The 20,726-nt window shown below is 71.4% G+C and carries 21 protein-coding genes and 1 pseudogene; 13 read left to right on the top strand and 9 right to left on the bottom strand.

The window, feature by feature from the left end; genetic code table 11:
* The first annotated feature begins 185 nt into the window (after positions 1-185).
* From ACIRP2_RS03305 to ACIRP2_RS03275, 7 genes are all read left to right on the top strand, one after another.
* Complete coding sequence (locus ACIRP2_RS03305) at positions 186-878, top strand: TetR family transcriptional regulator (RefSeq protein WP_404246022.1); 693 nt, start codon at positions 186-188, stop codon at positions 876-878.
* Between the two features lie 232 nt (positions 879-1,110).
* Positions 1,111-2,334, top strand: coding sequence for an alpha/beta hydrolase (locus ACIRP2_RS03300; protein WP_404246020.1), 1,224 nt, complete (start codon positions 1,111-1,113; stop codon positions 2,332-2,334).
* An 83-nt stretch (positions 2,335-2,417) separates the two neighbouring features.
* A complete protein-coding gene (locus tag ACIRP2_RS03295; protein WP_404246018.1) occupies positions 2,418-3,404 on the top strand; it encodes a DUF4429 domain-containing protein in 987 nt (328 codons plus the stop codon).
* 124 nt (positions 3,405-3,528) lie between these two features.
* Positions 3,529-4,875: a sensor histidine kinase gene (locus ACIRP2_RS03290; RefSeq protein ID WP_404246016.1), complete on the top strand. Its 1,347-nt coding sequence runs from the start codon at positions 3,529-3,531 to the stop codon at positions 4,873-4,875.
* Positions 4,872-5,555, top strand: a complete 684-nt coding sequence (locus ACIRP2_RS03285) for a response regulator (protein WP_404246014.1) — start codon at positions 4,872-4,874, stop codon at positions 5,553-5,555. Before ACIRP2_RS03290 ends, ACIRP2_RS03285 begins: the two co-directional genes overlap by 4 nt.
* Before the next feature lie 172 nt (positions 5,556-5,727).
* Positions 5,728-6,774, top strand: a complete 1,047-nt coding sequence (locus ACIRP2_RS03280) for an alpha/beta hydrolase (RefSeq protein ID WP_404246012.1) — start codon at positions 5,728-5,730, stop codon at positions 6,772-6,774.
* Complete coding sequence (locus ACIRP2_RS03275; RefSeq protein WP_404246010.1) at positions 6,771-7,979, top strand: acyltransferase; 1,209 nt, start codon at positions 6,771-6,773, stop codon at positions 7,977-7,979. Before ACIRP2_RS03280 ends, ACIRP2_RS03275 begins: the two co-directional genes overlap by 4 nt.
* 46 nt (positions 7,980-8,025) lie before the next feature.
* Here ACIRP2_RS03275 and ACIRP2_RS03270 read toward each other — a convergent pair whose 3' ends face one another.
* Positions 8,026-9,042: an aldo/keto reductase gene (locus ACIRP2_RS03270; protein ID WP_404246008.1), complete on the bottom strand. Its 1,017-nt coding sequence runs from the start codon at positions 9,040-9,042 to the stop codon at positions 8,026-8,028.
* On the bottom strand, positions 9,042-9,503 hold the full coding sequence (locus ACIRP2_RS03265; RefSeq protein WP_404246006.1) for a MerR family transcriptional regulator: 462 nt from the start codon (positions 9,501-9,503) through the stop codon (positions 9,042-9,044). The genes ACIRP2_RS03270 and ACIRP2_RS03265 overlap by 1 nt, the downstream gene beginning before the upstream one ends.
* Before the next feature lie 328 nt (positions 9,504-9,831).
* Between ACIRP2_RS03265 and ACIRP2_RS03260 the strand changes: the two genes are divergently transcribed.
* Both ACIRP2_RS03260 and ACIRP2_RS03255 read left to right on the top strand, forming a co-directional pair.
* Entirely contained in the window at positions 9,832-10,821 is a 990-nt protein-coding gene (locus ACIRP2_RS03260) for a BtrH N-terminal domain-containing protein (RefSeq protein WP_404246004.1), read from the top strand.
* 142 nt (positions 10,822-10,963) lie between these two features.
* Positions 10,964-11,785, top strand: coding sequence for a serine hydrolase domain-containing protein (locus ACIRP2_RS03255; RefSeq protein WP_404246002.1), 822 nt, complete (start codon positions 10,964-10,966; stop codon positions 11,783-11,785).
* A 6-nt stretch (positions 11,786-11,791) separates the two neighbouring features.
* On the opposite strand, the gene ACIRP2_RS03250 is transcribed toward ACIRP2_RS03255, so the two are convergent.
* Positions 11,792-12,229, bottom strand: a complete 438-nt coding sequence (locus tag ACIRP2_RS03250) for an ATP-binding protein (protein ID WP_404246000.1) — start codon at positions 12,227-12,229, stop codon at positions 11,792-11,794.
* 85 nt (positions 12,230-12,314) lie between these two features.
* On the opposite strand from ACIRP2_RS03250, the gene ACIRP2_RS03245 reads away from it, so the two are divergent.
* Positions 12,315-13,163: a helix-turn-helix transcriptional regulator gene (locus tag ACIRP2_RS03245; RefSeq protein WP_404245998.1), complete on the top strand. Its 849-nt coding sequence runs from the start codon at positions 12,315-12,317 to the stop codon at positions 13,161-13,163.
* Positions 13,123-13,389 carry a DUF397 domain-containing protein gene (locus ACIRP2_RS03240; protein WP_404245996.1) on the top strand — a complete coding sequence of 89 codons (267 nt, stop codon included), beginning with the start codon at positions 13,123-13,125 and terminating at the stop codon, positions 13,387-13,389. The genes ACIRP2_RS03245 and ACIRP2_RS03240 overlap by 41 nt, the downstream gene beginning before the upstream one ends.
* A gap of 90 nt (positions 13,390-13,479) precedes the next feature.
* Here ACIRP2_RS03240 and ACIRP2_RS03235 read toward each other — a convergent pair whose 3' ends face one another.
* The 4 genes from ACIRP2_RS03235 to ACIRP2_RS03220 form a co-directional block, all read right to left on the bottom strand.
* Positions 13,480-14,289, bottom strand: coding sequence for a C39 family peptidase (locus tag ACIRP2_RS03235; protein WP_404245994.1), 810 nt, complete (start codon positions 14,287-14,289; stop codon positions 13,480-13,482).
* Positions 14,290-14,326: 37 nt separating this feature from the next.
* A complete protein-coding gene (locus tag ACIRP2_RS03230; protein ID WP_404245992.1) occupies positions 14,327-15,331 on the bottom strand; it encodes a winged helix-turn-helix domain-containing protein in 1,005 nt (334 codons plus the stop codon).
* Positions 15,332-15,487: 156 nt separating this feature from the next.
* Positions 15,488-16,480, bottom strand: a complete 993-nt coding sequence (locus tag ACIRP2_RS03225; RefSeq protein ID WP_404245990.1) for a hypothetical protein — start codon at positions 16,478-16,480, stop codon at positions 15,488-15,490.
* A gap of 202 nt (positions 16,481-16,682) precedes the next feature.
* Positions 16,683-17,912 (bottom strand): MFS transporter, encoded by a 1,230-nt coding sequence (locus tag ACIRP2_RS03220; protein ID WP_404245988.1) that lies wholly within the window; start codon positions 17,910-17,912, stop codon positions 16,683-16,685.
* A 245-nt stretch (positions 17,913-18,157) separates the two neighbouring features.
* Here ACIRP2_RS03220 and ACIRP2_RS03215 point away from each other — a divergent pair.
* Positions 18,158-18,607, top strand: a pseudogene (locus tag ACIRP2_RS03215) (prolipoprotein diacylglyceryl transferase family protein); the annotation flags it as partial.
* Positions 18,608-18,620: 13 nt separating this feature from the next.
* Here ACIRP2_RS03215 and ACIRP2_RS03210 read toward each other — a convergent pair.
* Positions 18,621-19,130, bottom strand: coding sequence for a signal peptidase II (locus tag ACIRP2_RS03210; protein ID WP_404245986.1), 510 nt, complete (start codon positions 19,128-19,130; stop codon positions 18,621-18,623).
* Positions 19,131-19,317: 187 nt separating this feature from the next.
* On the opposite strand from ACIRP2_RS03210, the gene ACIRP2_RS03205 reads away from it, so the two are divergent.
* Entirely contained in the window at positions 19,318-19,908 is a 591-nt protein-coding gene (locus ACIRP2_RS03205) for a GNAT family N-acetyltransferase (RefSeq protein WP_404245984.1), read from the top strand.
* Positions 19,909-20,062: 154 nt separating this feature from the next.
* Here ACIRP2_RS03205 and ACIRP2_RS03200 read toward each other — a convergent pair whose 3' ends face one another.
* Positions 20,063-20,707: a dihydrofolate reductase family protein gene (locus ACIRP2_RS03200; RefSeq protein WP_404245982.1), complete on the bottom strand. Its 645-nt coding sequence runs from the start codon at positions 20,705-20,707 to the stop codon at positions 20,063-20,065.
* Positions 20,708-20,726: the final 19 nt, after the last annotated feature.

Genomic DNA, 20,726 nt, shown 5'->3' with positions numbered 1-20,726 from the left:
TGGCAGGTGCGGGCACGGCGGTGTCCCGCGGCTCCCGCGACGCCTTTTCGACGGTGGTCTGACTAGTCATGCCCGGGAGATTAGTGTCAGTCTCTGACAGTTGACAAACCATTTCACAAGTCAGCAACTGTCATGTAGCTCACAGGTACGCTGAGCTGGGAAAAGCGGAAAAGAGGACCACTTCAGTGACCGATGGGCAGCGGGCCGCGCATCCGGCCGGACGGTGCGGACGGCCGACCGGCCTGCGTGAACGGAAGAAGCGACGCACCCGGGACGCCCTGCTGCACGCCGCCCTCGATCTTTTCATCACCCAGGGGTACGAGGAGACCACCGTCGACCAGATCGTCGACGCGGTCGAGGTCTCCCAGCGCACCTTCTTCCGCTACTTCGCCGGCAAGGAGGCGGTCGCCTTCGCCCTCCAGGAGATGGTGGAGTCGTACTTCCTCTCGGAGCTGCGCCAGCGCCCCGCGGCGGAGGCCCCGTTCGAGGCGATGCGCCGCGCGGTCCTCTGCGCCTGGAACAGCATCGGTGAGGCGATCGAGGCGATCGTCACGGTCGAACTTCACATGCGTACGTACCGGATGATCGAGTCGACGCCGTCGCTGCTCGCCGCCCACCTGCGGCGCAGCATCGATCTGGAGAACCGGATCGCCCTGCTGATCGCCGAGCGCGAGGGGCTCGACGTGGAGACGGACCCCCGGCCGAGGGTGGCCGTGGCCGCGTTCAGCGGGGTGATGCGGGTCACCGGGCAGCTCTGGGGGCAGGGGCACGACGCCAGCGTGGACTCGCTGCGCGCGCTGACCGAGGTGTACCTGGACCAACTCGTCCCGGCGCTGGCCGGGAACTGGCGGGAAGGAGCCGGCACCGGGCTCGGGTGACGCCATGGAAGCTCCGTCCGATGTGCTGTACGCCTCAGTGTCATGACATGACCGACTTCACAACAGCCGTGCCCCGGCGGCCATATGCGACGCTCCGAGGGCGCCGAGCGCGTCCGAGTGTGCGTGCCGCACCAACACAGCGTGAAACAAACGGCCTTGAATTCCCGACAGCCGGGTGATGTGCATCACCCTCTTCACGGCTGCCGCCGCGCGTCTCCTAATGTGGGCCGGAGTGACTTCCTTCGACTCCTCTCCCACGCTCACCGCATGGCGCGCGCTGCTCGCCGTCGCGGTCGTGTTCGTGATGCTGGCGACCACGGGCTGGACCACCGTCCGACACCAGCGCACCGACGAGCCCCGCGCCCTCGCGCTCGCCTCCTGGGCACGGGGCCACGTGGCCGGGCACGCGCTGCCCGACGTCGACGCGCCGCCGTACCGCCTGGCACAGTTCTTCGCCTCGCTGACGGCCGCGCAGCGCACCGCCCTGGCCGACAAGTACCCCTTGGTCGTCGGCAATCTGAACGGTGCCCCGGTCACCCTGCGCTATCACGCCAACCAGCGGGCCCTGGTGGCGGCACGGACGGTCGAGCGGCAGCGCATGCACGACTCCAGGCTCTCCCCGGACGGCCGCGCCGAGGCGCTCCGCCGGCTGAACCGCTTCGACTCCATGCTCGCCCCGGGCCGGCACATCCTCGCGTTCGACCCGTCCGGAAAGGGCCGTGCCGCGGAGGTGTTCGGCGATCTCGACCGGGCCCAGCGGGTCTCCGTGATCGTCCCCGGCGTCGACACCAACCTGCTGACGCTGGAGCGGTCCGCGCCCAGGGTGAACGCCGCCCCCGTCGGCATGGCGAAGTCGCTGTACGCGGCCGAGCGCGCCGCGCGCCCCGCGGTCCGGACCGCCGTCATCGCCTGGGCCGACTACACCACGCCGGCCGGGATCGGTGTGGACGCGGCCCTGGGGAATCTCGCCGAGCGCGGGGCGGTCCGGCTGAACGCCCTGGTGAGCGCGTTGCCGGGCAACGCTCCGGTCTCCCTGTTCTGCCACAGCTACGGCTCGGTGCTGTGCGGTGTCGCCGCGCACGAACTGCCGTCCAGGGTCACCGACATCGCGGTCGCCGGCAGCCCCGGCATGCGCGTGGAGAACGCCGGGCAGCTGGACACCCGGGCCAGGGTCTGGGCGACGCGGGACCACGGCGACTGGATCGCGGACGTTCCGAACCTGGAGCTCGGCGGGCTGGGTCACGGGGCCGACCCGGTCGACCCGGGCTTCGGCGCGCGTGTCGTCTCGGCGGGCGACGCGGTCGGGCACAGCGGCTATTTCGAGCCGGGCACCGGGAGTCTCAGCAACTTCGCCGCCATCGGCGTGGGGGCCTACGACTCGGTGAGCTGTGCGAGCTCCGACAGCACCTGCCACGAACGAATCACCGGCAGCCAGGAGCCCGTCCTGAAGATCTGAGGGCTCAGCCGCCGCAGCCGACCGGAAATTGCGGTTTACGCCGAAGGGGGACGTGCGGGCAAGTGCCGCATACGATGAGGCACATGGGTGATGTGCTGGCCGGAATTCATGCCACCTGGGAGTTCGACACCGACTCCGTGCTCATCCGCTTCGAACGGGGTATACGCACGCCGAAGCTCTTCCAGAGCCTGCGCGAACGCCGCGTCCCGCACGCGGCGCTGTCGTCGGTGACGCTGACCCCGGGCAAGCGGGGCACGGTGGTCCTGCACGCGGTGCCGAGACCCGGTGCCGACCCGTTGCTGGAGGCCGCGGCCGGGCAGCTCAAGGACGGCTGCGATCCGTACCGGCTGGTGCTCCCCGCCGAGCGCGAGACGCTCGCCGAGTACTACGCGGACGAACTGCGCGCCCTGCTCCCGCCCGACGCCGCGGAGCCCGCCGAGCGGTTCCTGGTCGCGGCCCCCGAGGCGCCGATGCAGTTCAAGGCGTACGACGGCCGGGCCAGCTTCGACGGGGACCGGATCTCGTTCCGCTGGTTCTGGACGGGCGCCTCCACGGCGAAGTGGAAGGCCGGTGACCAGACGTTCGCGGTGACGGAGCTGAGCGGCGTCGAGTGGCGCTCGCCGGAGGCCTTCGACGGCTATCTGCGGCTGGTTCCGAGGGGTCTGGAGGGTGCGGCTCCGGTACCGGGCGGCGGCCTCGCCATGAGCGCCGGCTCCGGCATGACCACGGGCACGGACCCGGGCGCGGAGCTCGGCACGGGCACGGTGCGCAGCGCGGAACCGACGCCTCCCCATCCCACCCGGGCCGACCAGGACCCGGCAGCGGTGATCTTCGGCCTCGGCTACGGCCCGGTGCACGAGTCGCTGCCGTTCGCCGCGGCCGTACTGGAGTCCCTACGCAGGAAGCAGCCGGCGCCCGCGGCGCAGGCCGCCGTCCTGGCGGGCGCGGGGCGGCGCGACCCCGCGGACATCGCGGAGCGGATCCGCCACCTCGGGGAACTGCACCAGGCGGGGCTGGTGACGGACGACGAGTTCAGCGCCAAGAAGGCCCAGCTGCTCGCCGAGCTGTAGCCGTCCGGCGCCCGACGACCGGGGCTCGGTTCGCCGGTCGTACCCCCGTACGAGAAGCGCGGCGGTGGACCGGGACCCCGGTATGACGCCCGTCGGCCCGCGACGCGCCTACGCTGATCGAGTCATGTCCACTTCCCCGCCGCCCATGCCGTCCACGCCGCCCCGGACGCCCCCGCCGCCCGCCGACGGCCTGCTGAGCGCCGCCCGGCGCAATCTGCGCGAACTCGCCCACGGGCTGTCCCACCCGTCCCACCCGGCGACGCCGCTCCTGGCGGACGCGCCGAGGCGGTGGCAGCGGCTGCTGCCGTACCTCGTCGTCCTCGCCCTCGTCGCCATCTTCGTCCCGGTCACGATCAATGTCCTGATCAACGGGTACGGCGTGGACGGAGGACTGGCGGGAGCCCTGGCCGTCGCGCAGGCCGCCCCGCTGCTGATGCTGGCGCACCGGCCGCTGCAGGCGTGGTGGATCATCTTCCCGGCGGACATCCTCGGCGCGGCAGTGCTGCTCGGCTACCCGGTCGGCGCGTACGAGATCTGGCCATGGCCCCCGCCCACGCTGATCGGCTATCTCTTCGTCCTGCTCGCGCTGGCCCTGCGCGAGACCCGGCGGACCCTGGCCTCGGTCTGGGTGGCGACGGGCGCGGCGAGCCTGGCCCTGCACCTGATCTCGCCGGAGCGGAGCAACGGCAGCGCGCTGCTGGTCGTGATCCTCGGCGCGGTGGTCCTGGTGATCGGCGCGGCGCTGCGGGAACGCGGTGACGCCCAGCGCCGACTGGCCGAGCAGGAGACCATCAGCGAGGCCGAGCGGGCGCAGCGGACGCTGCTGGAGGAGCGCACCAGGATCGCCCGTGAGCTGCACGACGTGGTCGCGCACCACATGTCCGTGATCACGGTCCAGGCCGATTCCGCGCCCTACCGGATCAGCGGGCTGCCCGAGGAGGCGGTCGAGGAGTTCGGCGCGATCGCGGCGAGCGCGCGGGAGTCGCTCACGGAGATGCGGCGGCTGCTGACGGTGCTGCGCAGCGAGGGCGCCGAAGGCGAACGGGCTCCGCAGCCGGGGCTCGACCGGGTGCAGCAGTTGGTGGAGGCGACGGTGCGGGCGGGGCTGCCGGCCGAACTGTCGCTGGCCGCCGATGTGTCGGACGTACCGCAGGCGGTGGATCTGTCGGCGTACCGGATCGTGCAGGAGGCCCTGGCGAACGTGGTCCGGCACGCGCCCGGGGCGCGGACCCGGGTGTCGATCACGTCCGACGGCGCGTACCTGACCGTGCTGGTGGTCAACGACCGTGCGGAGAAGCCCGGTTCGCCGCTGGAGGCGACCGGGACCGGGCACGGCCTGGTCGGCATGCGGGAACGCGTACGGTTGACGGGCGGCACGCTGGACACCGGACCGCTGCCCGACGGCGGCTTCCGGGTGGCGGCGCGGCTGCCGCTCACCCCGGTTCCACCCCCGACCTCGGAGGACTCTTGACCATCCGCGTGATCATCGTCGACGACCAGGCCATGGTGCGGGCGGGGTTCGCGGCACTGCTCGCGGCACAGAGCGACATCGACGTGGTGGGCGAGGCGCCGGACGGGCGCCAGGGCATCGACGTCAGCCGACGGGTCCACCCGGACGTGGTCCTGATGGATGTCCGGATGCCCGAGATGGACGGCCTGGCGGCGGCCCGCGAGCTGCTGAACCCGCCCGCGGGCGTGGTGCATCTGCCCAAGGTGCTGATGCTCACCACGTTCGACGTGGACGACTACGTGTACGAGGCGCTGCGCGCCGGCGCGTCCGGCTTCCTGTTGAAGGACGCGCCGCCGGCGGATCTGATCTCTGCGGTACGGGTGGTCGCGGCGGGCGAGGCACTGCTGGCGCCGTCCGTGACCCGGCGCCTGATCGCGGACTTCGCCCGGCAGGGACCGTCCGGGGCGGCCCGGAGCGGGCAGGCGCTGCGGCTGAACGGGCTGACTCCGCGCGAGCGGGAGGTGCTGGAGCTGATCGCGCGGGGGCTGTCCAACCAGGAGATCGCGGGACGGCTGGTGCTGGCCGAGCAGACGGTGAAGACGCACATCGGGCGGGTGCTGGCCAAGCTGGACCTGCGGGATCGCGCGCAGGCGGTGATCTTCGCGTACGAGGCGGGAGTGGTGGTACCCGGAGAGCAGTAGGGGGGTCTCCCCCGCCCGCCCCTCCGGCAGGCCCCCCGTACACCCCCTACCCCGGTAGCACTCCGCACTTGGCTCCCTGGTGCGACGCCCGCGTACCCGTCTCCTTCCTACCTTCCTCTCCGTCGCGCCGAACGGCGTGCGGGAGCCGGGGCAACCGGAGAGGGAGGGCGGGATGCGCCGTTACGCAAGGACTCTGGTCGCGGTCGCGCTGGCGACCACCGTGGTGGCGGGAACGGCCGGCTGGGCGTCCGGGAACGCGCAGCAGGCCCTGACCGGGCCACCGCCCGGAACGGCGGCCTGGCGCACGGATCAGGTGCTGGGGCGCGAGCTGCCGGACCCGGAGCGGACGACGCCCGCCGAAGTGAGCCGTTTCTTCCAGGGGTTGACGACGGCACAGCAGCAGACCCTGGTCGTACGGCATCCACTCGTCGTGGGGAATCTGGACGGCGTACCCGTGGCACTGCGCTACCGGGCCAACGCCCGTTCCCTGCGAGCCGGTCACGATCCCCGGTACGCCCATCTCACCGGATCGGGACACCGGCAGATCCTGGCCTTCGATCCGCGCGGACGCGGTCAGGTCGCCGAGGTCTTCGGGGACCTGGGCACCGCACGTCATGTGGCGGTCGTGGTGCCGGGTTCGGACATCGACGCCGGGACCTTCGACCGCAGGACCGATGTGTACGGCACTCCGGCGGGCATGGCGAAGTCCCTGTACGCGGAGACCGGACGCAGAAGCGCCGTCGTGGCCTGGGCCGGGTACACCACCCCCGTCGGCATCGGCATCGATGCCGCGACGGGCTCGCTCGCCGAGGCCGGTGCCGACCGGCTGACCCGGTTCACGGACGGGCTGGCCGCCGACGGCGTCCCCGCGCCCGCCGTGTTCTGCCACAGCTACGGCTCCGTCGTGTGCGGACTCGCCGCGTCCCGGCTGCGCGCCACGGACCTGGTCGTCCTCGGCTCGCCCGGGATGCGCGCCGACGACGTCGCGGATCTGCACACCACCGCCCGGGTCTGGGCGGCCAAGGACTCCACGGACTGGATCGACGACGTACCGAACATCGAGGTGGCGGGCCTGGGCCACGGCCCCGATCCGACCGGCCCGGGGTTCGGCGCGCGCCGGGTACCGGCCCACAGGGCCCAGGGGCACACCGGCTACTTCGCCCCCGGTACGGACTCGCTCCGTGCCTTCGCCTCGATCGCGGAGGGGGAAGCCCGATGAGCCTCGCCACGCTCGCCGAGCGCGTCGACGCCCGTACACCCGCCCATCGCGACCGCGCCGTCGACGGCCTGCGCGCCCTCGCCCTGCTCGCCGTCCCGACCGGCCACTGGCTGCTCGGCGGCTTCCGCCTCGACGGCGACGGCGCGCTGCACAACGCCAGCCCGCTCTCCACGTTCGGCGGTCTCGCCCCGGTGAGCTGGGTGCTTCAGATGCTGGGCATCTTCTTCCTGGTCGGCGGGTACGCCTCCGTGCTCTCGTACCGCCGCAGGAAGTCCACCACCGGCGCCTGGCTGCGCGGACGCGTCGCCCGCCTGGGCAGGCCGGTGCTCGGAGTGACCGCCGTCTGGGCGGCGATGATCCCGGTGCTGAGCGCACTCGGCGTGCCCGGTGACACCCTGCGGACCGGGTCGACGCTGGTGATCCAGCCGTTGTGGTTCGTCGGGGTGTACACGGTGGTCACGGCGCTCACCCCGTACTGCGTCGAGGCGGCGCGGAAGCTGGGCGGCTGGGCCGCCGTGCCGCTGCTGGGATCGGTCGCCGTCGTCGACTTCCTGCGGTACGGGCCGTTCGCCGACGCCATGCCGTCCTGGCTGAGCGTGCTGAACATCCTTCCGGGCTGGCTCTTCGCGTACCAGCTCGGCGTCTCCTGGGGCGAGGGCCGGATCGACAGGCGCAGCGCCCGGCTGTTGCTGATCGGCGGGACGGTGTTGTTCGCCGCGCTGCTGTTCGCCTTCCACTATCCGGCGTCGATGGTCGGCGTCCCCGGCGAGGCGCGGACGAACTCGCACCCGCCGTCGCTGCTCGTGTTGGCGCTGGCCGCCGCGCAGAGCGGTGCGGCGATCCTGCTGCGGGACCGGATCGGCCGGCTGCTGCGCAGGCCGCTGCTGTGGGCGCCGGTCGTCGTCATCAACCTGTCCGCGATGACGATCCTGTGCTGGCACCAGACGGCGATGCTGGCCGCGGCGGTCCCGGCGTCGTTCGCCGGTGCGGTGCCGGGGCTGACGACCGGGCCCGACACGGCCGGCTGGATCCTGGCCCGGATGGCGTGGATGCCGGTGTTCGCGGGGCTGCTGGTGCTGATCGCCCGGTACACGCGCCGGTTCGAGGCGCCGTGGCAGACCGGTACGCGTGCGGCGAACGCCCGCCGGGCGGTGGCGGCCCTGCTGGCGACGGGGTTCGCGATGTACGCGCTGGGGCTGGCGTAGGAGTGCGGGGCCGGGAGACCCGGCCCCGCACCCGAACCGGAAGCGACTACTCTCGCGCGGCGGACGTGCTGCTCATGTCCGAGTACCGGTCCCCCGCCACCTGTCCCGCGATCGGCTCCAGCAGCGCCAGCTCCTGGTCCGTGAGCGTGAGCCGGGTGGCGGCCACGTTCTCCAGCAGCCGGCTGCTCCTGCGGGTGCCCGGGATCGGCACCACGGTCAGGCCGTGCACCTGGGCCCGCTGCTGCACCCAGGCGAGCGCCACCTGCGCGGCCGACACCCCGTGCGCCGCCGCGATCTTGTGGACGGGCTCCAGCAGGGCGGCGTTCACCTTCGCGTTGTCGCCCGTGAAGCGCGGCTGGAACTGTCGGAAGTCGCCCTTCGACAGGTCCTTGGCCGCGTCCGCGAACGCCCCGGTCAGGAAACCGCGGCCGAGCGGCGAGTACGGCACGAAGGTCACCCCGAGCTCCACGGCGGCGGACACGGCGCTGCGCTCGGCGTCCCGGCTGAAGAGCGACCACTCGGACTGCAGGGCGGCGATCGGATGCACGGCGTGCGCCTCGCGCAGCTCCGCGCCGGTCACCTCGCTCAGCCCGAGCTGCTTCACCTTGCCCTGCCGCACCAGCTCGGCCATCGCGCCGACGGACTCGGCCAGCGGGACGGCCGGGTCGCGCCGGTGCATGTAGTACAGGTCGATGACGTCGGTGTTCAGTCGCCGCAGGCTGTTCTCGACGGCCTGGCGGATGTACGCGGGGTCGTTGCGCACGCCCCGGTAGTGCGGGTCGTCGCCCTTGCGCTCTATGGCGAACTTCGTGGCGAGCGTGATCTCGTCCCGGTGTGCCCCGACGAACGGGGCGAGGAACTCCTCGTTGGCGCCGAGACCGTACACATCGGCGGTGTCGAAGAGGGTGACGCCCGCCGCCAGCGCCGTCTCCAGCGTCTCGCGCGCCGCTCCCTCGTCGGTGTCCCCGTAGAACTCGCTCATGCCCATGCAGCCGAGTCCCTGCACACCGACCTGCGGTCCGCCGTTGCCGAGCTCCACCGTGGCGATCTTGTTGTCAGTCATCAGGCACAGGGCCTTTCCGGTGCCCGTCGGGCACTCGCATAGAAGTCGATCTTGTGGTCGAGGACGGCGAGGGTGTCCTGGAGCTCCGCGATCCGCGTCCTCACGTCGCGGCGGGTCGCCTCCAGCAGCTCCTGGCGTTCCTCGAAGGTGTGCTCGCCCTCGCGCAGCAGCTCCGCGTACCGGACCATGTCGGCGACCGGCATCCCGGTCAGTCGCAGCTTGCCGACGAAGGCCAGCCAGTCCAGGTCGCGGTTGGTGAAGCGGCGCTGACCGGTGTGCGACCGGTCGACATGCGGCATCAGCCCGATCCGCTCGTACCAGCGCAGGGTGTGCGCGGTGAGCCCGGTGAAGGCGACGACCTCGCTGATGGTGTAGCGGTCCTGCCCCTCGGGGCGCGGATGCGCCCTGGGCGCATCCGCGCATACGTCCGTCCTTGCGGAAGAGCTCTGCATCACCGTCATGGCCTCCACGCTAGAACCTTGGAGTGCACTCGAAGCAAGCGCAATCGGGGACGGCTTTCGGATCGTCCGGACCGCACGATCTGCCACGACGGCCGGGGACCGCGCCCGCCGTGTGCCCCCGAAGAACCCGGAACGACGGCGACGGCGAAGAGGAGGACAGCCCGTGGGAGCGTCCACCATGATGGCGTGCGAGCGGGCCGCGAGCGAAGGGCGCGCCCGCCCCGGAGTCCGAGGTGCTCACCGGCGGAGCCGTGGCCGGGACCGCGCACACCGCGCGAACGACCGATGCCCCGGCCGATCACCCTCACCCCGTCCAGGAGAGCATGGCATGCCCACCGTAAAAGACATCGATGCCCGCGGTACGCAGCACTGCGAGACGACAGCTCTGGGGGTGCTGCTGCGGCACCAAGGACTCGATCTGTCCGAGCCCATGCTCTTCGGCCTCGGTTCCGGTCTGTCCTTCGTCTACTGGGACAGCAAGCACATGGACTTCCCCTTCCTCGGGGGACGGGTCAAGCCCTTCGACCTCACCAGAAACCTGGCGACCGGACTCGACCTGGACCTCCAGGTCCAGGAGACCGCTTCGCCCCGCAAGGCGTGGGAGCACGTGGCAGCCCCCATCGACGCCGACCGCCCCGTCGGACTGCAGCTCGACAGCCACTACCTGGACTACTTCGGGTCGAAGGTGCACTTCGGCGGTCATGTCGTCGCCATGTACGGCTACGACGACCACGACGCCCACCTGGTGGACACCGAGCAGCAAGGCGGAGCGGTGTCCACCAGCCTGACCAGCCTCGCCCAAGCCAGAGCCGCGCGCGGCCCGATGACCGCCAAGCACCGGTCCTTCACTCTCACCGCTCCGGGAGAACTGCCCTTCCCGCAGGACCGGATCGTTCCCGCCATCACCGCCTGCGCCGACGCCTTCCTCAACCCGCCCATCGCCAACCTCGGCCACCGGGGCATCGCGAAGACCGGCAAACTGGTACGCACGTGGCTCCAGCGGACCGACAATCCGCAACGGGATCTGCCTCAGGCCGCCCTCCTGATGGAGAAGGCCGGCACCGGCGGCGCCCTGTTCCGTAATCTCTACCGCGACTTCCTCGCCGAATGCGGCCAACTGATCGACAGCAGCCACCTGCGCACCGGCCACGGGCTGTACACCGAGGCAGCCACCCTGTGGACGGAGGCCGCCGCACTGATCACAAAGGCCGGCGAGTCGGGCGACGCGCAGTACCTCGCACAGGCGGGCACCGTCATGAGCGATCTTTCACGCATCGAGCGCGAGGCCATGGGGGCGCTGAGCCGCCTGCGGGAGTGAGACGGGCCGCGGCCGCCTGTCCGGCCGGGCTCCGCATCGCGGGCATTTTCCTCTGTCCGCCCGTCAGCCCCACGAAGTCCTTCTCCGCCTCCCGACCTTGCCGGCCGTCGGCCCGCCCCGGATGCCCGTTACGCTCGTACGCATGCAGAGCCTGGCGATGATCGACAACTGGCCCGTCCCCACCGCGGCGGCTGCCGTCGTACGAGCGGACGGCACGGTCGTCGGTACGCACGGCCCGACCGCGCACCGTTTCCCGCTCGCCTCCGTCACCAAGCCGATCGCGGCCTACGCGGCGCTCGTGGCGTACGAGGAAGGCGCGGTCGAGCTCGACGAACCGGCCGGGCCCGAGGGTTCCACCGTCCGGCATCTGCTCGCGCACACCAGTGGCCTCGCCTTCGACGAGCACCGGACGACGGCCGCACCCGGCACCCGACGGCTCTACTCCAACGCGGGCTTCGAGGTACTCGGCGACCACATCGCCAAGGCCACCGACATCCCGTTCCCGGAGTACGTACGTCAGGCGGTACTGGAGCCGCTGGGCATGACGGCGACGACGGTGGACGGCTCACCCGCCAAGGACGGCGTCTCGACCGTCGACGACCTCATACGGTTCGCGGCGGAGGTGCAGGCGCCCCGGCTGCTCGACCCGCGCACGGTGCTGGCCGCGCAGACCGTCGTCCACCCCGGCCTGAAGGGCGTACTTCCCGGTTACGGACACCAGAACCCCAACGACTGGGGGCTCGGCTTCGAGATCCGGGACCACAAGTCGCCGCACTGGACGGGCGGTTCCTCATCCCCCGCGACCTTCGGGCACTTCGGTCAGTCCGGCACGTTCCTGTGGATCGACCCGGTCGCGGGCGCGGCCTGCGTCGCCCTGACCGACCGGCCCTTCGGCCCGTGGGCGGTGGAGGCGTGGCCGCCGTTCACGAACGCGGTGCTCGCGGAGCTCGGCTCCGGCCACTGAAAGACGTCACCCGTCGGCCGCTTTCGTGGCCAGGCACTCGAACCACACCGTCTTGCCCCGGCCGTCGCGGCGCGGTTCCGCGCCCCAGCGGTCGGTAACGGCGTCGACGAGGACCAGCCCTCTCCCGCCCTCGTCGAGTGCATCGCCCAGGACGGTGCGGGGCAGTTCCGGGCAGCCGTCCGCGACCTCGACGCGCACACCCCCGGCCGGGAGCAGGAAGATGAGCGTCTGGCAGCGGCGGCCGGGGACATGCCGTACGACATTGGCGATCAGTTCCGTGAGCGCCAACTCCGCGGCGTCGGCGACGTCGAGCAGATCCCAGGCGGTGAGGTAGAGCCGCAGAATGCGGCGCAGATGCCGGGCCGAGTGCTCACCGATCGCGAAGTCGGCGCGGTAGGTCGCCTCCAGCGGATCATCGGTCTGCGGCTCGATTACGTGATTCATGTCACCAGAGTGCAGTGACATGATTACGCTCGGCTACGTACCGAACTGAACGCCGTGAGGTGTTGAACGCCGGAGGTGCCCCGCCGTGCCCAACGTCCAGACTCTCGACCCCAGCGCTTCCCCGTTGGACTACTACGGCTGGGAGCTGCGCCGCCAGAGAGAGGCCAACAACCTCAAACAGGGCCAGCTCGGCGACATCATCTTCTGCACCGGCTCGCTGATCGGCCAGATCGAGACGACGAAGAAGGTCCCCACCCGGGACTTCTCCGAGCGGCTGGACGCGGCGCTCGGCACGGGCGGGGTGTTCTCGCGGCTGATCGGCCTGGTGCTGCGCAGCCAACTGCCCACCTGGTTCCAGCCGTACGCGGAGATGGAGTCCTGCGCCGCGTACATCTCCACGTACCAGGCGCAGTTGGTGTACGGGCTGTTGCAGACGGAGGAGTATGCGCGGGCCGTCCTGGCGACCGGTATGCCGGACGACCTCCAAAACCTGGTGGCGGCCCGGATCGAGCGCCAACGCATCCTGGAACGGGAACGGCCGCCGCTCACCTGGGCCGTTCTCGACGAGGCTGTGCTGCACCGGCCGATAGGAGGTCGTGAGGTGATGCGAAAGCAACTCCAGCGGCTGTTGGACCTCGCCGACCACCGCTGGATGCGGATCCAGGTGCTGCCCTTCGCGGCCGGTGAACACACAAGCCTGGACGGGTCGTTCAACCTGCTGCGCTTCGACGACGACCCCGACATCGTCTACACGGAGGACATCGTCTCCGGCCATATGACCGCCAACCCCGACACCGTCAGGGAGGCCGCGCGCCGTTACGCTCACTTGCAGGCCGCAGCCCTCTCCGTCGAGGCTTCGGCGGCCCTGATCACCCGCGTGATGGAGGAGCGTTATGGAAACCGGTCCCGACCTGAAGAACGCGCGATGGCGTAAGTCCAGCTACAGCGGAAGCACCGGCGGCGACTGCGTCGAGTGCACCGTCACCGGCGGTGCGACCTGGCGGAAGTCGACGTACAGCGGCACCAACGGCGGTGAATGCGTCGAGGTGGCCGACGGCCTCCCCTGCGCCGTACCCGTCCGCGACAGCAAGAAACCCGACGGGCCCGTCCTGATGGTCGGGGCGGACGCCTGGCAGAGCTTCGTGGACGGGCTCCGCTGACATCACCGGAAGCCCTGCGACGAAGGGGGCCCGGGGCGGCCGTCGGCCGCCCCGAGCCCCTTTCCGCTCCCTCGTGGTACGCGGGCTCCGCTACGCCGAGTAGCCCCTCGTCGCGATCCACGTCGCCAGCTTCTTCGTGGTCATCGTGTACTTGTGCGTCTTCGAGGAGCTGATCGCGATGTCCTCGATGACGGCGTTGTCACCGCTGTTGGTGTAGCCGACCACGGTCAGGTAGTGGCCCTGGTTGTACGCGTGCTTCCTGCCCTTGGTGTCGTACGCCGTGCCGTAGACGTTGGCCACGATGGCGTAGCCCTTGTTGATGTCGAGCCTGATGTCCGCCTTCAGGCGCTTGACCTGGGCCGACGTGGCGGTGTTGCCGGGGATCCACTTGTTCTCGTACCAAGAGGTCTTCCCGCGCGTGTTGAGGACCTTGGTCACCAGGCCGATGTTGTCGGTCTGCTTGCCGTTCTGCTCGACCTTCAGGTCACCCGCCAGCGTCTTCTGGCTGACGGTCCTGCCCCGCTGGGTCAGTGCGAGCCGGGTCGCGGCCGGGCCGCAGTAGTAGTACGTCGACTGCGTCTGGAACTTGTACGACGACAGCGTCTTCTTGGCCGGGTAGCCGCCCTCCGGCGCCGGGTACTGCGCCGCGGCGGTGCCCGCCGGGACGAGGACGCCGGCCGTGGCGAGTGCGGTGATCGCGGCTGCGGCGAACCGGACCCGGCGGCGCGAAGCGCCCTTGTGGTGCTCGGTGACGGTCGTGTTCATGAGCGGTTTCCTTCCCCCGTGCCGTACCGCCGATCCGAACGGCGGCGCGACGAGACTGAGTTGGCCGGTGCGAGCGGCGGGGTGCTTCTTCGTCCCCCGCGGCTGCCGTACCAGCATCGGCTCGATGCTCGCCATGTGGCGACGGTGTTCGGACAGGACCGAATTCCGCCGCTCAGGCCGCATCCGGGCGTTGCGGATCGCCGTGCAGCAGAGCCGCTCCGAGCGGGGTGAGGCTGTGGATGACGCGTCCGCCCACCCGGTTGTCGTGGACGAGTCCCACCTCCCGCAGCGCGCGCACGTGCTCGCTCGCCGAGGCTGCGGAGATACGCAGCACGCGGGCCAACTCCCCTGTGGTGGCGGAATCCTGGAGTGCGGCCAGCACGCGGGCGCGGGTGCGGCCGAGGAGGCCCGCGAGCTGCTTGCGCCGCCGGTCCGCACCGACCGGTGACGCGTCGAGGCCCTCCGTCCGCGCGATCGGGTAGACGAGCACCTGCGGCAGGGCCGGGTCGGCCAGCGCGACCGGGCTGCCGTGGCAGAAGAAGGAGGGGATCAGGCAGAGGCCGCGGCCGTCGAGGTGGATGTCGCGACCCTCCGGGTAGCGCACGTGCAGCGTCGGGGGCCGCCAGTCCAGCGCGGGCCGCAGCGATTCCAGCAGTCCGGCGACGCCTCCGTCGCGCAGGGCGCGGGCCCGCACCATCCGGTCGGCCTCCACGGTCGCGTCCACCCGCGTCCAGCCGGGGCGGATGACGGTGTCGTGCACCCGCCGCATGGCATCGGCCAGTTCGTCGAGGTGACTGCGCTCACCGGCGGCGAGGCCGGCGAACCAGCGCGGCAGGCGCCGGGCGCACGCCGTGCGCGCCAGTTCCCGGCGCAGCCGGGCCGACGGTGTGGCCCGTAGCGCGTCCAGGCCGGGCGACAGTCCGTGACCGGCCTCGGCGGGTGTCAGGAAGTCCGGGAAGTAGCTCGCCGGTGGCGCCGCGGCACCCACCAGCCGGGCCGAACCGTCGGCGCCCCGGCGCTGGAGTTCCTTACGGGCCCGTCCCCGCCACTCGCCGAAGGAGCGCGGACCGTGCCGTGTCAGCAGTTGCACCCCGAGCACGGTCTCCCAGAGCGGGTCCGGACCCGACGCGACCCAGACTTTCGCCAGGTCGGCGTCCGTGAAATGTAAGCGCAGCATCTTTCCCCCGATGTGCCGTGATTCCACAAGGGGCGAGAATCCGAACGGCTGTCACTGCCCCCGTAGTTGGGGAGACCGGGGCGCCGCTCCCGGTTCCCGGGACGGATGTGAATGCACTCACTCGGGGGACGGCGGCCTCTCGTCCGCGGGCATCCGTCACTGCATGTTCTGCACGTGCGGGTGGTCGTAGGAAGCCGTGCACACATACAGCTGCAGGCTGTAGCTACGGCCGATGTCCAGCCGCGTGGCCTTGGCCGGACCGAGGAAGTGCAGGCCGGTGTAGTCGGCGTCCTCGACCGGTCGCCAGCTCCCGCTGCCGCCGTCCCATTCGCTCCCGTCGATGGTGAGCAGTGGCCTGACGTCCGAGCCGCACTCGGAGCAGACCATGGGGAACGGGTCGGAGAAGCTCCACGGAGCGTGGCCGCCGACCTTGCAGCCCGGGGCGACGCCGAGGTCGTACTGGTAGCAGATGTCGTGCTGGTCCTCCCATTCCTCGATCCGTTCCGCCAGCTCCTCGCTCAGCTCGTGCGGGGCCGGGAACTCGGTGACCGTCTCGGGGTGCAGCACGCACGGTTCGGGGAGGTAGTCGCCGTTGCCGATCACCGACGGCTGCGGGGCGGCGTCGAGCGGGTCGGTGACGTCGGCGGCGGTCCGCCAGCGAAGTTCGGTCCGGGGCAGGTAGTCCTCGTCGTGGTCGAAGGGGCACCACAGCAGCTGAAGCAGATCGGCGCCGTCCGGGCACGGCAGGTCGGGTACGTCCGCGGCGTGGAGCTGGGCCACCGCCACCATCGGGACCTGGCCGTCCTGCGGGATCCGCGAGCTCTCGCCGATGCGGTCGACCGTCGCGCGCTCTTCGCCGCTCAGCAGGTCGGCGCCCTCCTCCCTGGGCCGACTCCACGCCTCGGCGAGTATCCGTCGCCGCAGCCGTACGTCCTCGGGCGCAATGCCGTGCTGCCAGGGGCCGCCGTGGTCCGGACAGGTGGGCCACGGTTCACGCGCCGGCCACAGCAGCGGACCGCCGATCGAGCTGTCCGACGTCGCCGGGGCGCCGGCGCGGGGGTGCAGCCTCACTGCGGTGCGGGCCAGTGGTGCGAGCCGGGGGAAGTGCGCGGTGACATCGACCGGGCGAGGCGGAGTCGTACGGGGCATGCACGAGAGGCTATGCCCCGACGGTGAATCGCCGTGCACGCATTCAGGAGACGGTGCGCCCCGGGTCGGCGGGACGCCGGGTTTCGGGGCCCGTCCCGCCGGGGAGCCCTGCTCACCGCACCTCTTCGTGCGGGTCCACCAGGGGTGGTGCCGCGCCCGAGGTCACTGCCGCCGGGCGCACCCGCGTCGGGGCCCGTCGGCCTCACGGAATCGGGGAACGCTCGGGGTCCTCACAGGGTGCGGCCGTCGCCGGGGCGGGCCGGCGGCGTGTGTCGACAGCCGGGGCCAGGAGGACTGCCGAGGCGACGAAGACCAGAACCACCAGCATGGCCGGGCGCAGGCCCCAGTGGTCGCCGAGGAATCCGAGGCCGGGCGGGCCCACGAGGAAGGCTATGTAGCCGATGGTGGCCACGAGGCCGACACGGGCGTTCTGGTCCGGGCCCGACTCCCCGGCGGCGGACAGGGCGACGGGAAAGCCCAGGGACGCGCCGAGTCCCCAGAACAGGACGGCCGCTCCGGCGAGGGCGGCGCTGTCGGAGAAGATCACCAGGATCAGTCCGAGTGCTCCGGACAAGGCGCCGGCGCGCACGACGACGGTGCGGCCGAAGCGGTCCAGGAAGAAGGTGCCACCGAAGCGGCCGATGGTCATGGCAGCGGCGAACCCGGCGTAGACGAGGGAGCCGAGGGTCGCGTCCAGACCGTGTCCGTCCACCATGAGCAGCGGCAACCAGTCGTTGGCCGATCCTTCGGCGAGGGCCATCGCCAGGACGATCGCACCGATCAGGACGAGTTTGCGATCCTTCCAGACCTGCGGTCGGGCGTGGCCGACGCCGGTGTCGTCGTGGGCGTCGGATGCCTGCCTCCCGGTGCCCGCGGGGATCGAGCGGATGGCGTACCAGAAGATCGCGGCCGAGAGCAGCGCGACCCCGGTGAGATGCCAGTGCACCGGCAGGCCGCCGGCGGTGGCGGCCATCCCCGCGCCGGCGCCGATCACGGTGCCCAGACTGAAACAGCCGTGCAGGGTGGGCAGGGTGGTCGTGCCGCTGATCCGCTCGATGTCGGTGCCGTCGATGTTGACGGCCACGTCGCCCGCCCCCATGCCGGCCCCGAACCCACAGAGTCCCGCCATGACCATCGGCACGGAGGCCAGGAGGCCGCCGACGCCGACGAGGGCCAGGCTCACGATCAGCAGAACGGTCCCCCAGCCGATGACCGGCCTGGTCCCGTACCGGGACACCAGGCGTCCCGAGCACAGAATCCCGGTCATGGAGCCGAGCGACAGCCCGAACAGCACCAGTCCCATCTGGCCGGTGGACACCTCCAGCCGGTCCCGGATGTCCGGGGTGCGAGTCACCCACGACGACATGGCGATGCCCGGCAGGAAGAAGAACAGGAACAGTGCCTGACGGCGTCGGCGCGCGGCGAGGTCCATCAAGAAGGGGCTCCGGGGGATGAGGTGAGGTCCTGGCGGGCCCGGGGTCGGCGCCGCAGGTCGGACAACGGTACCCATGCGAACCCCACGAATGGAAGCGCATACATCGAGGCGATCGCCGTGCACGGCCATGCCTCCGGCCCTTCCGGAATGCGTGGAAGGTGTCGGCGCCCCTCTCCGGGGCGAAGACGGTTCCCGGGGAAGAGCCCCGTGGTCGACCGCGCGCAGCAGATCACGGCCGCCGGGCGGCCGGCCGGTTCGCGCTCGGTCGCGGCAGGACCTTCGCCCTGTACGTCGCCGCCTACACGGCCGGCCGGTTCTGGACCGAGTACCTGCGCATCGACGAGGTCCACACACGCCTCCGTCTGCGACGGAACAACTGGACCTCCGTCGTGGTCCTCCTCGGCGCCATCGCCTGCCTCGTCGTATCGGCCCGCCGCCATCCGGGCATCGAGGACGTGGCGCGACCGAAGGACGAGGGCCGCTACGAGAGGGCCGGCGAGCCGCGCCCGGACGTCGCGATCGAGGCAGGAGGAGCGGCGCGCGATGACAGGTGGGACCGTCGGTGCCACCACGGGCCCGGGTCACCCGGCTCGCCCGGGGCCGCTTGCCGAGTACGGGCCGATGCCGGACTCTTCCGCCTGATGGACGAACCCGCGCTGCGGAACGCGGTGGGAGATGCCGAGATCACGTGAGGCCGGTACCGGGTCAGGCGGATTCTTCGCCCGGCACCTTGGCGAGCTCCACACCACGCAGGCTGAGCAGCACCAACGCGACGCACCCGCAGGCGAGCGCGATGTCGGCGACGTTGCCCACGAACGGCCCGTAGTCGATGAAGTCCACCACATGCCCGCGGGCCACCCCGGGCTCGCGGAAGAGTCGGTCGCCCAGGTGGGACACCGCACCGCCGAGCAGCGCGCCCAGCACGAGCGCCCAGCCCGCAGAGGCCAGTCGACGTGCGATGTAAAGGATGCCGACCGCTGCCGCTGCCGTCGCCAAGGTGAACACCCATGTCGCCCCGGTGCCGATGGAGAACGCGGCGCCAGGGTTGTACAGCAGCCGGAAGTGGATCAGAGGGGGGATCACTGCGACACGCTCGCTGTCGGACAGCGCGGAGACCGCCCACCATTTGGTGAGCTGGTCCGCGAGCAGGACCACCGCCGCCAGCACGAGCATCATGCCGTACAGCCGACTTGAACCCCGCTCCAACCGCATCATCAGGGCCTCCGTGCGCAGCGATGTCCGAACCTGGATTCCCTGAGACTATCGGCCCCTTCCGAGGCGTCTCACAGCTTTCCCGGGCGAAGCCCCGTCGGACTGTCAGTCAGTGGCAGAGCCACGGCCACCGGGAACCCGCTACGAGTATCAATGTCAGTGGTGCCGCGAACCGCTACGCTCCCCGGCCATGACCGCCATAGTCCGCGCCACCGCCGCCGACGTCCCGGCACTCGCCTCCGTACTCGCCAGCGCCTACGCCGAGGACCCCGTCTGGTCCTGGCTGATGCCGCACGACCGGGACCGGCGGCTGCGGCTGCTGTTCGCCGCGCATCTGACGCAGCAGGTCCCGGCGGGCCGGGTGTGGACCGATCCGGACCGCACGGTGGCGGCGGTGTGGGCGGAACCCGGGAAGTGGAAGCTGCCGCTGAGCTATCTGCTGCGCAACGCGGGCACGCTCCTACGGGCAGGGCGGGCCCAACTGCCGCGGACCGGAATGCGGTTGCTCGCGCTGGAGCACCGCCACCCCGCCGACCCCGCGCACTGGTACGTCGAGTACATCGGCACCCACGCCGACGCGCGCGGCACGGGGCGCGGGTCGCAGGTTCTGGGCGGACTGCTGGCACAGGCGGACGCGGACGGGCGGCCGGTGTTCCTGGAGTCGAGCAACCGCCGCAACCTGACCTTCTACCGGCGGCACGGCTTCGCGGTGCAGCAGGAGATGTCGTTCCGGTCCGGGCCGCCGATGTGGTCGATGTGGCGCCGCGACGCGGACCGGTGACGCTTCGCCGCCGGTCCGGGCCGCCGCCCGCCGCAGTGCGGTGGCCGTGGACGAGTGCCGCGGGCGCGTACCGGCGTCCCGCCCGCGACCACGCGGTCATGTCACCGGAACGCCGGCGTCGGGCGCGCCCGGTGTCCCCGGGCGCGCCCTCGTGTCACCTCCGCCAGAACAGGTGGTGCGTCACGCCGCTGGGGCTGGGCACGACCTCCAGGTGGTACCGGTCGAGCAGCTCGTCGGGGGACTCCCAGAGTCGTACTCCGGATCCGAGCTTCACCGGCGAGACCGCGACATGCAGGGTGTCGACGAGGTCGGCGTCGAGGAACTGCCGGATGGTGGTCGCTCCGCCGCCGAGTCGGACGTCCTTGCCCTGCGCCGCCTCCCGAGCCTGCTCAAGGACCGTGGCAGGGTCGCCGTCGACGAAGTGGAACGTGGTGTCGGAGAGCGTGAACGAAGGGCGCTTGTGGTGGGTCATGACGAACACCGGGGTGCGGAACGGGGGCTCGTCCCCCCACCAGCCGCGCCACTCGTGGTCCTGCCAGGGCCCGCGCTGGGGCCCGAACTTGTTGCGGCCCATGATCTCGGCGCCGATGTTGCGCGCGTAGTCACGCGTGAGGTAGTCGTCGAGGCCCCGGCTCCCCCCGGGGTCGGTGCGCATGGGCCAGCTCGCCGTGGCACCGGCCCAGGCGAACAGCCTCTCGGGATCGACGTGGCCGAACGGACGCTCGAAGCTCTGGTCCTCTCCGGCCCCGATTCCGTCACTTGAGACATTGAAGTTCTGGACTCTCAGCAGCTGAGCCACGTGTTCCTCCTGTGTGGTC

The organism is Streptomyces sp. NPDC101194 (assembly GCF_044767885.1).
GTDB lineage: Bacteria > Actinomycetota > Actinomycetes > Streptomycetales > Streptomycetaceae > Streptomyces.
This window is presented reverse-complemented; position numbering and strand designations above follow the sequence as displayed.

Bases quoted from the DNA above. Each gene is read 5' to 3' on its own strand.
- ACIRP2_RS03295 (WP_404246018.1), top strand. From the start codon at position 2,418: ATGGGTGATGTGCTGGCCGGAATTCATGCCACCTGGGAGTTCGACACC.
- ACIRP2_RS03290 (WP_404246016.1), top strand. From the start codon at position 3,529: ATGTCCACTTCCCCGCCGCCCATGCCGTCCACGCCGCCCCGGACGCCC.
- ACIRP2_RS03280 (WP_404246012.1), top strand. From the start codon at position 5,728: ATGCGCCGTTACGCAAGGACTCTGGTCGCGGTCGCGCTGGCGACCACC.
- ACIRP2_RS03275 (WP_404246010.1), top strand. From the start codon at position 6,771: ATGAGCCTCGCCACGCTCGCCGAGCGCGTCGACGCCCGTACACCCGCC.
- ACIRP2_RS03270 (WP_404246008.1), bottom strand. From the start codon at position 9,042: ATGACTGACAACAAGATCGCCACGGTGGAGCTCGGCAACGGCGGACCG.
- ACIRP2_RS03265 (WP_404246006.1), bottom strand. From the start codon at position 9,503: ATGACGGTGATGCAGAGCTCTTCCGCAAGGACGGACGTATGCGCGGAT.
- ACIRP2_RS03260 (WP_404246004.1), top strand. From the start codon at position 9,832: ATGCCCACCGTAAAAGACATCGATGCCCGCGGTACGCAGCACTGCGAG.
- ACIRP2_RS03255 (WP_404246002.1), top strand. From the start codon at position 10,964: ATGCAGAGCCTGGCGATGATCGACAACTGGCCCGTCCCCACCGCGGCG.
- ACIRP2_RS03250 (WP_404246000.1), bottom strand. From the start codon at position 12,229: ATGAATCACGTAATCGAGCCGCAGACCGATGATCCGCTGGAGGCGACC.
- ACIRP2_RS03240 (WP_404245996.1), top strand. From the start codon at position 13,123: ATGGAAACCGGTCCCGACCTGAAGAACGCGCGATGGCGTAAGTCCAGC.
- ACIRP2_RS03235 (WP_404245994.1), bottom strand. From the start codon at position 14,289: ATGGCGAGCATCGAGCCGATGCTGGTACGGCAGCCGCGGGGGACGAAG.
- ACIRP2_RS03230 (WP_404245992.1), bottom strand. From the start codon at position 15,331: ATGCTGCGCTTACATTTCACGGACGCCGACCTGGCGAAAGTCTGGGTC.
- ACIRP2_RS03225 (WP_404245990.1), bottom strand. From the start codon at position 16,480: ATGCCCCGTACGACTCCGCCTCGCCCGGTCGATGTCACCGCGCACTTC.
- ACIRP2_RS03220 (WP_404245988.1), bottom strand. From the start codon at position 17,912: ATGGACCTCGCCGCGCGCCGACGCCGTCAGGCACTGTTCCTGTTCTTC.
- ACIRP2_RS03210 (WP_404245986.1), bottom strand. From the start codon at position 19,130: ATGATGCGGTTGGAGCGGGGTTCAAGTCGGCTGTACGGCATGATGCTC.
- ACIRP2_RS03205 (WP_404245984.1), top strand. From the start codon at position 19,318: ATGACCGCCATAGTCCGCGCCACCGCCGCCGACGTCCCGGCACTCGCC.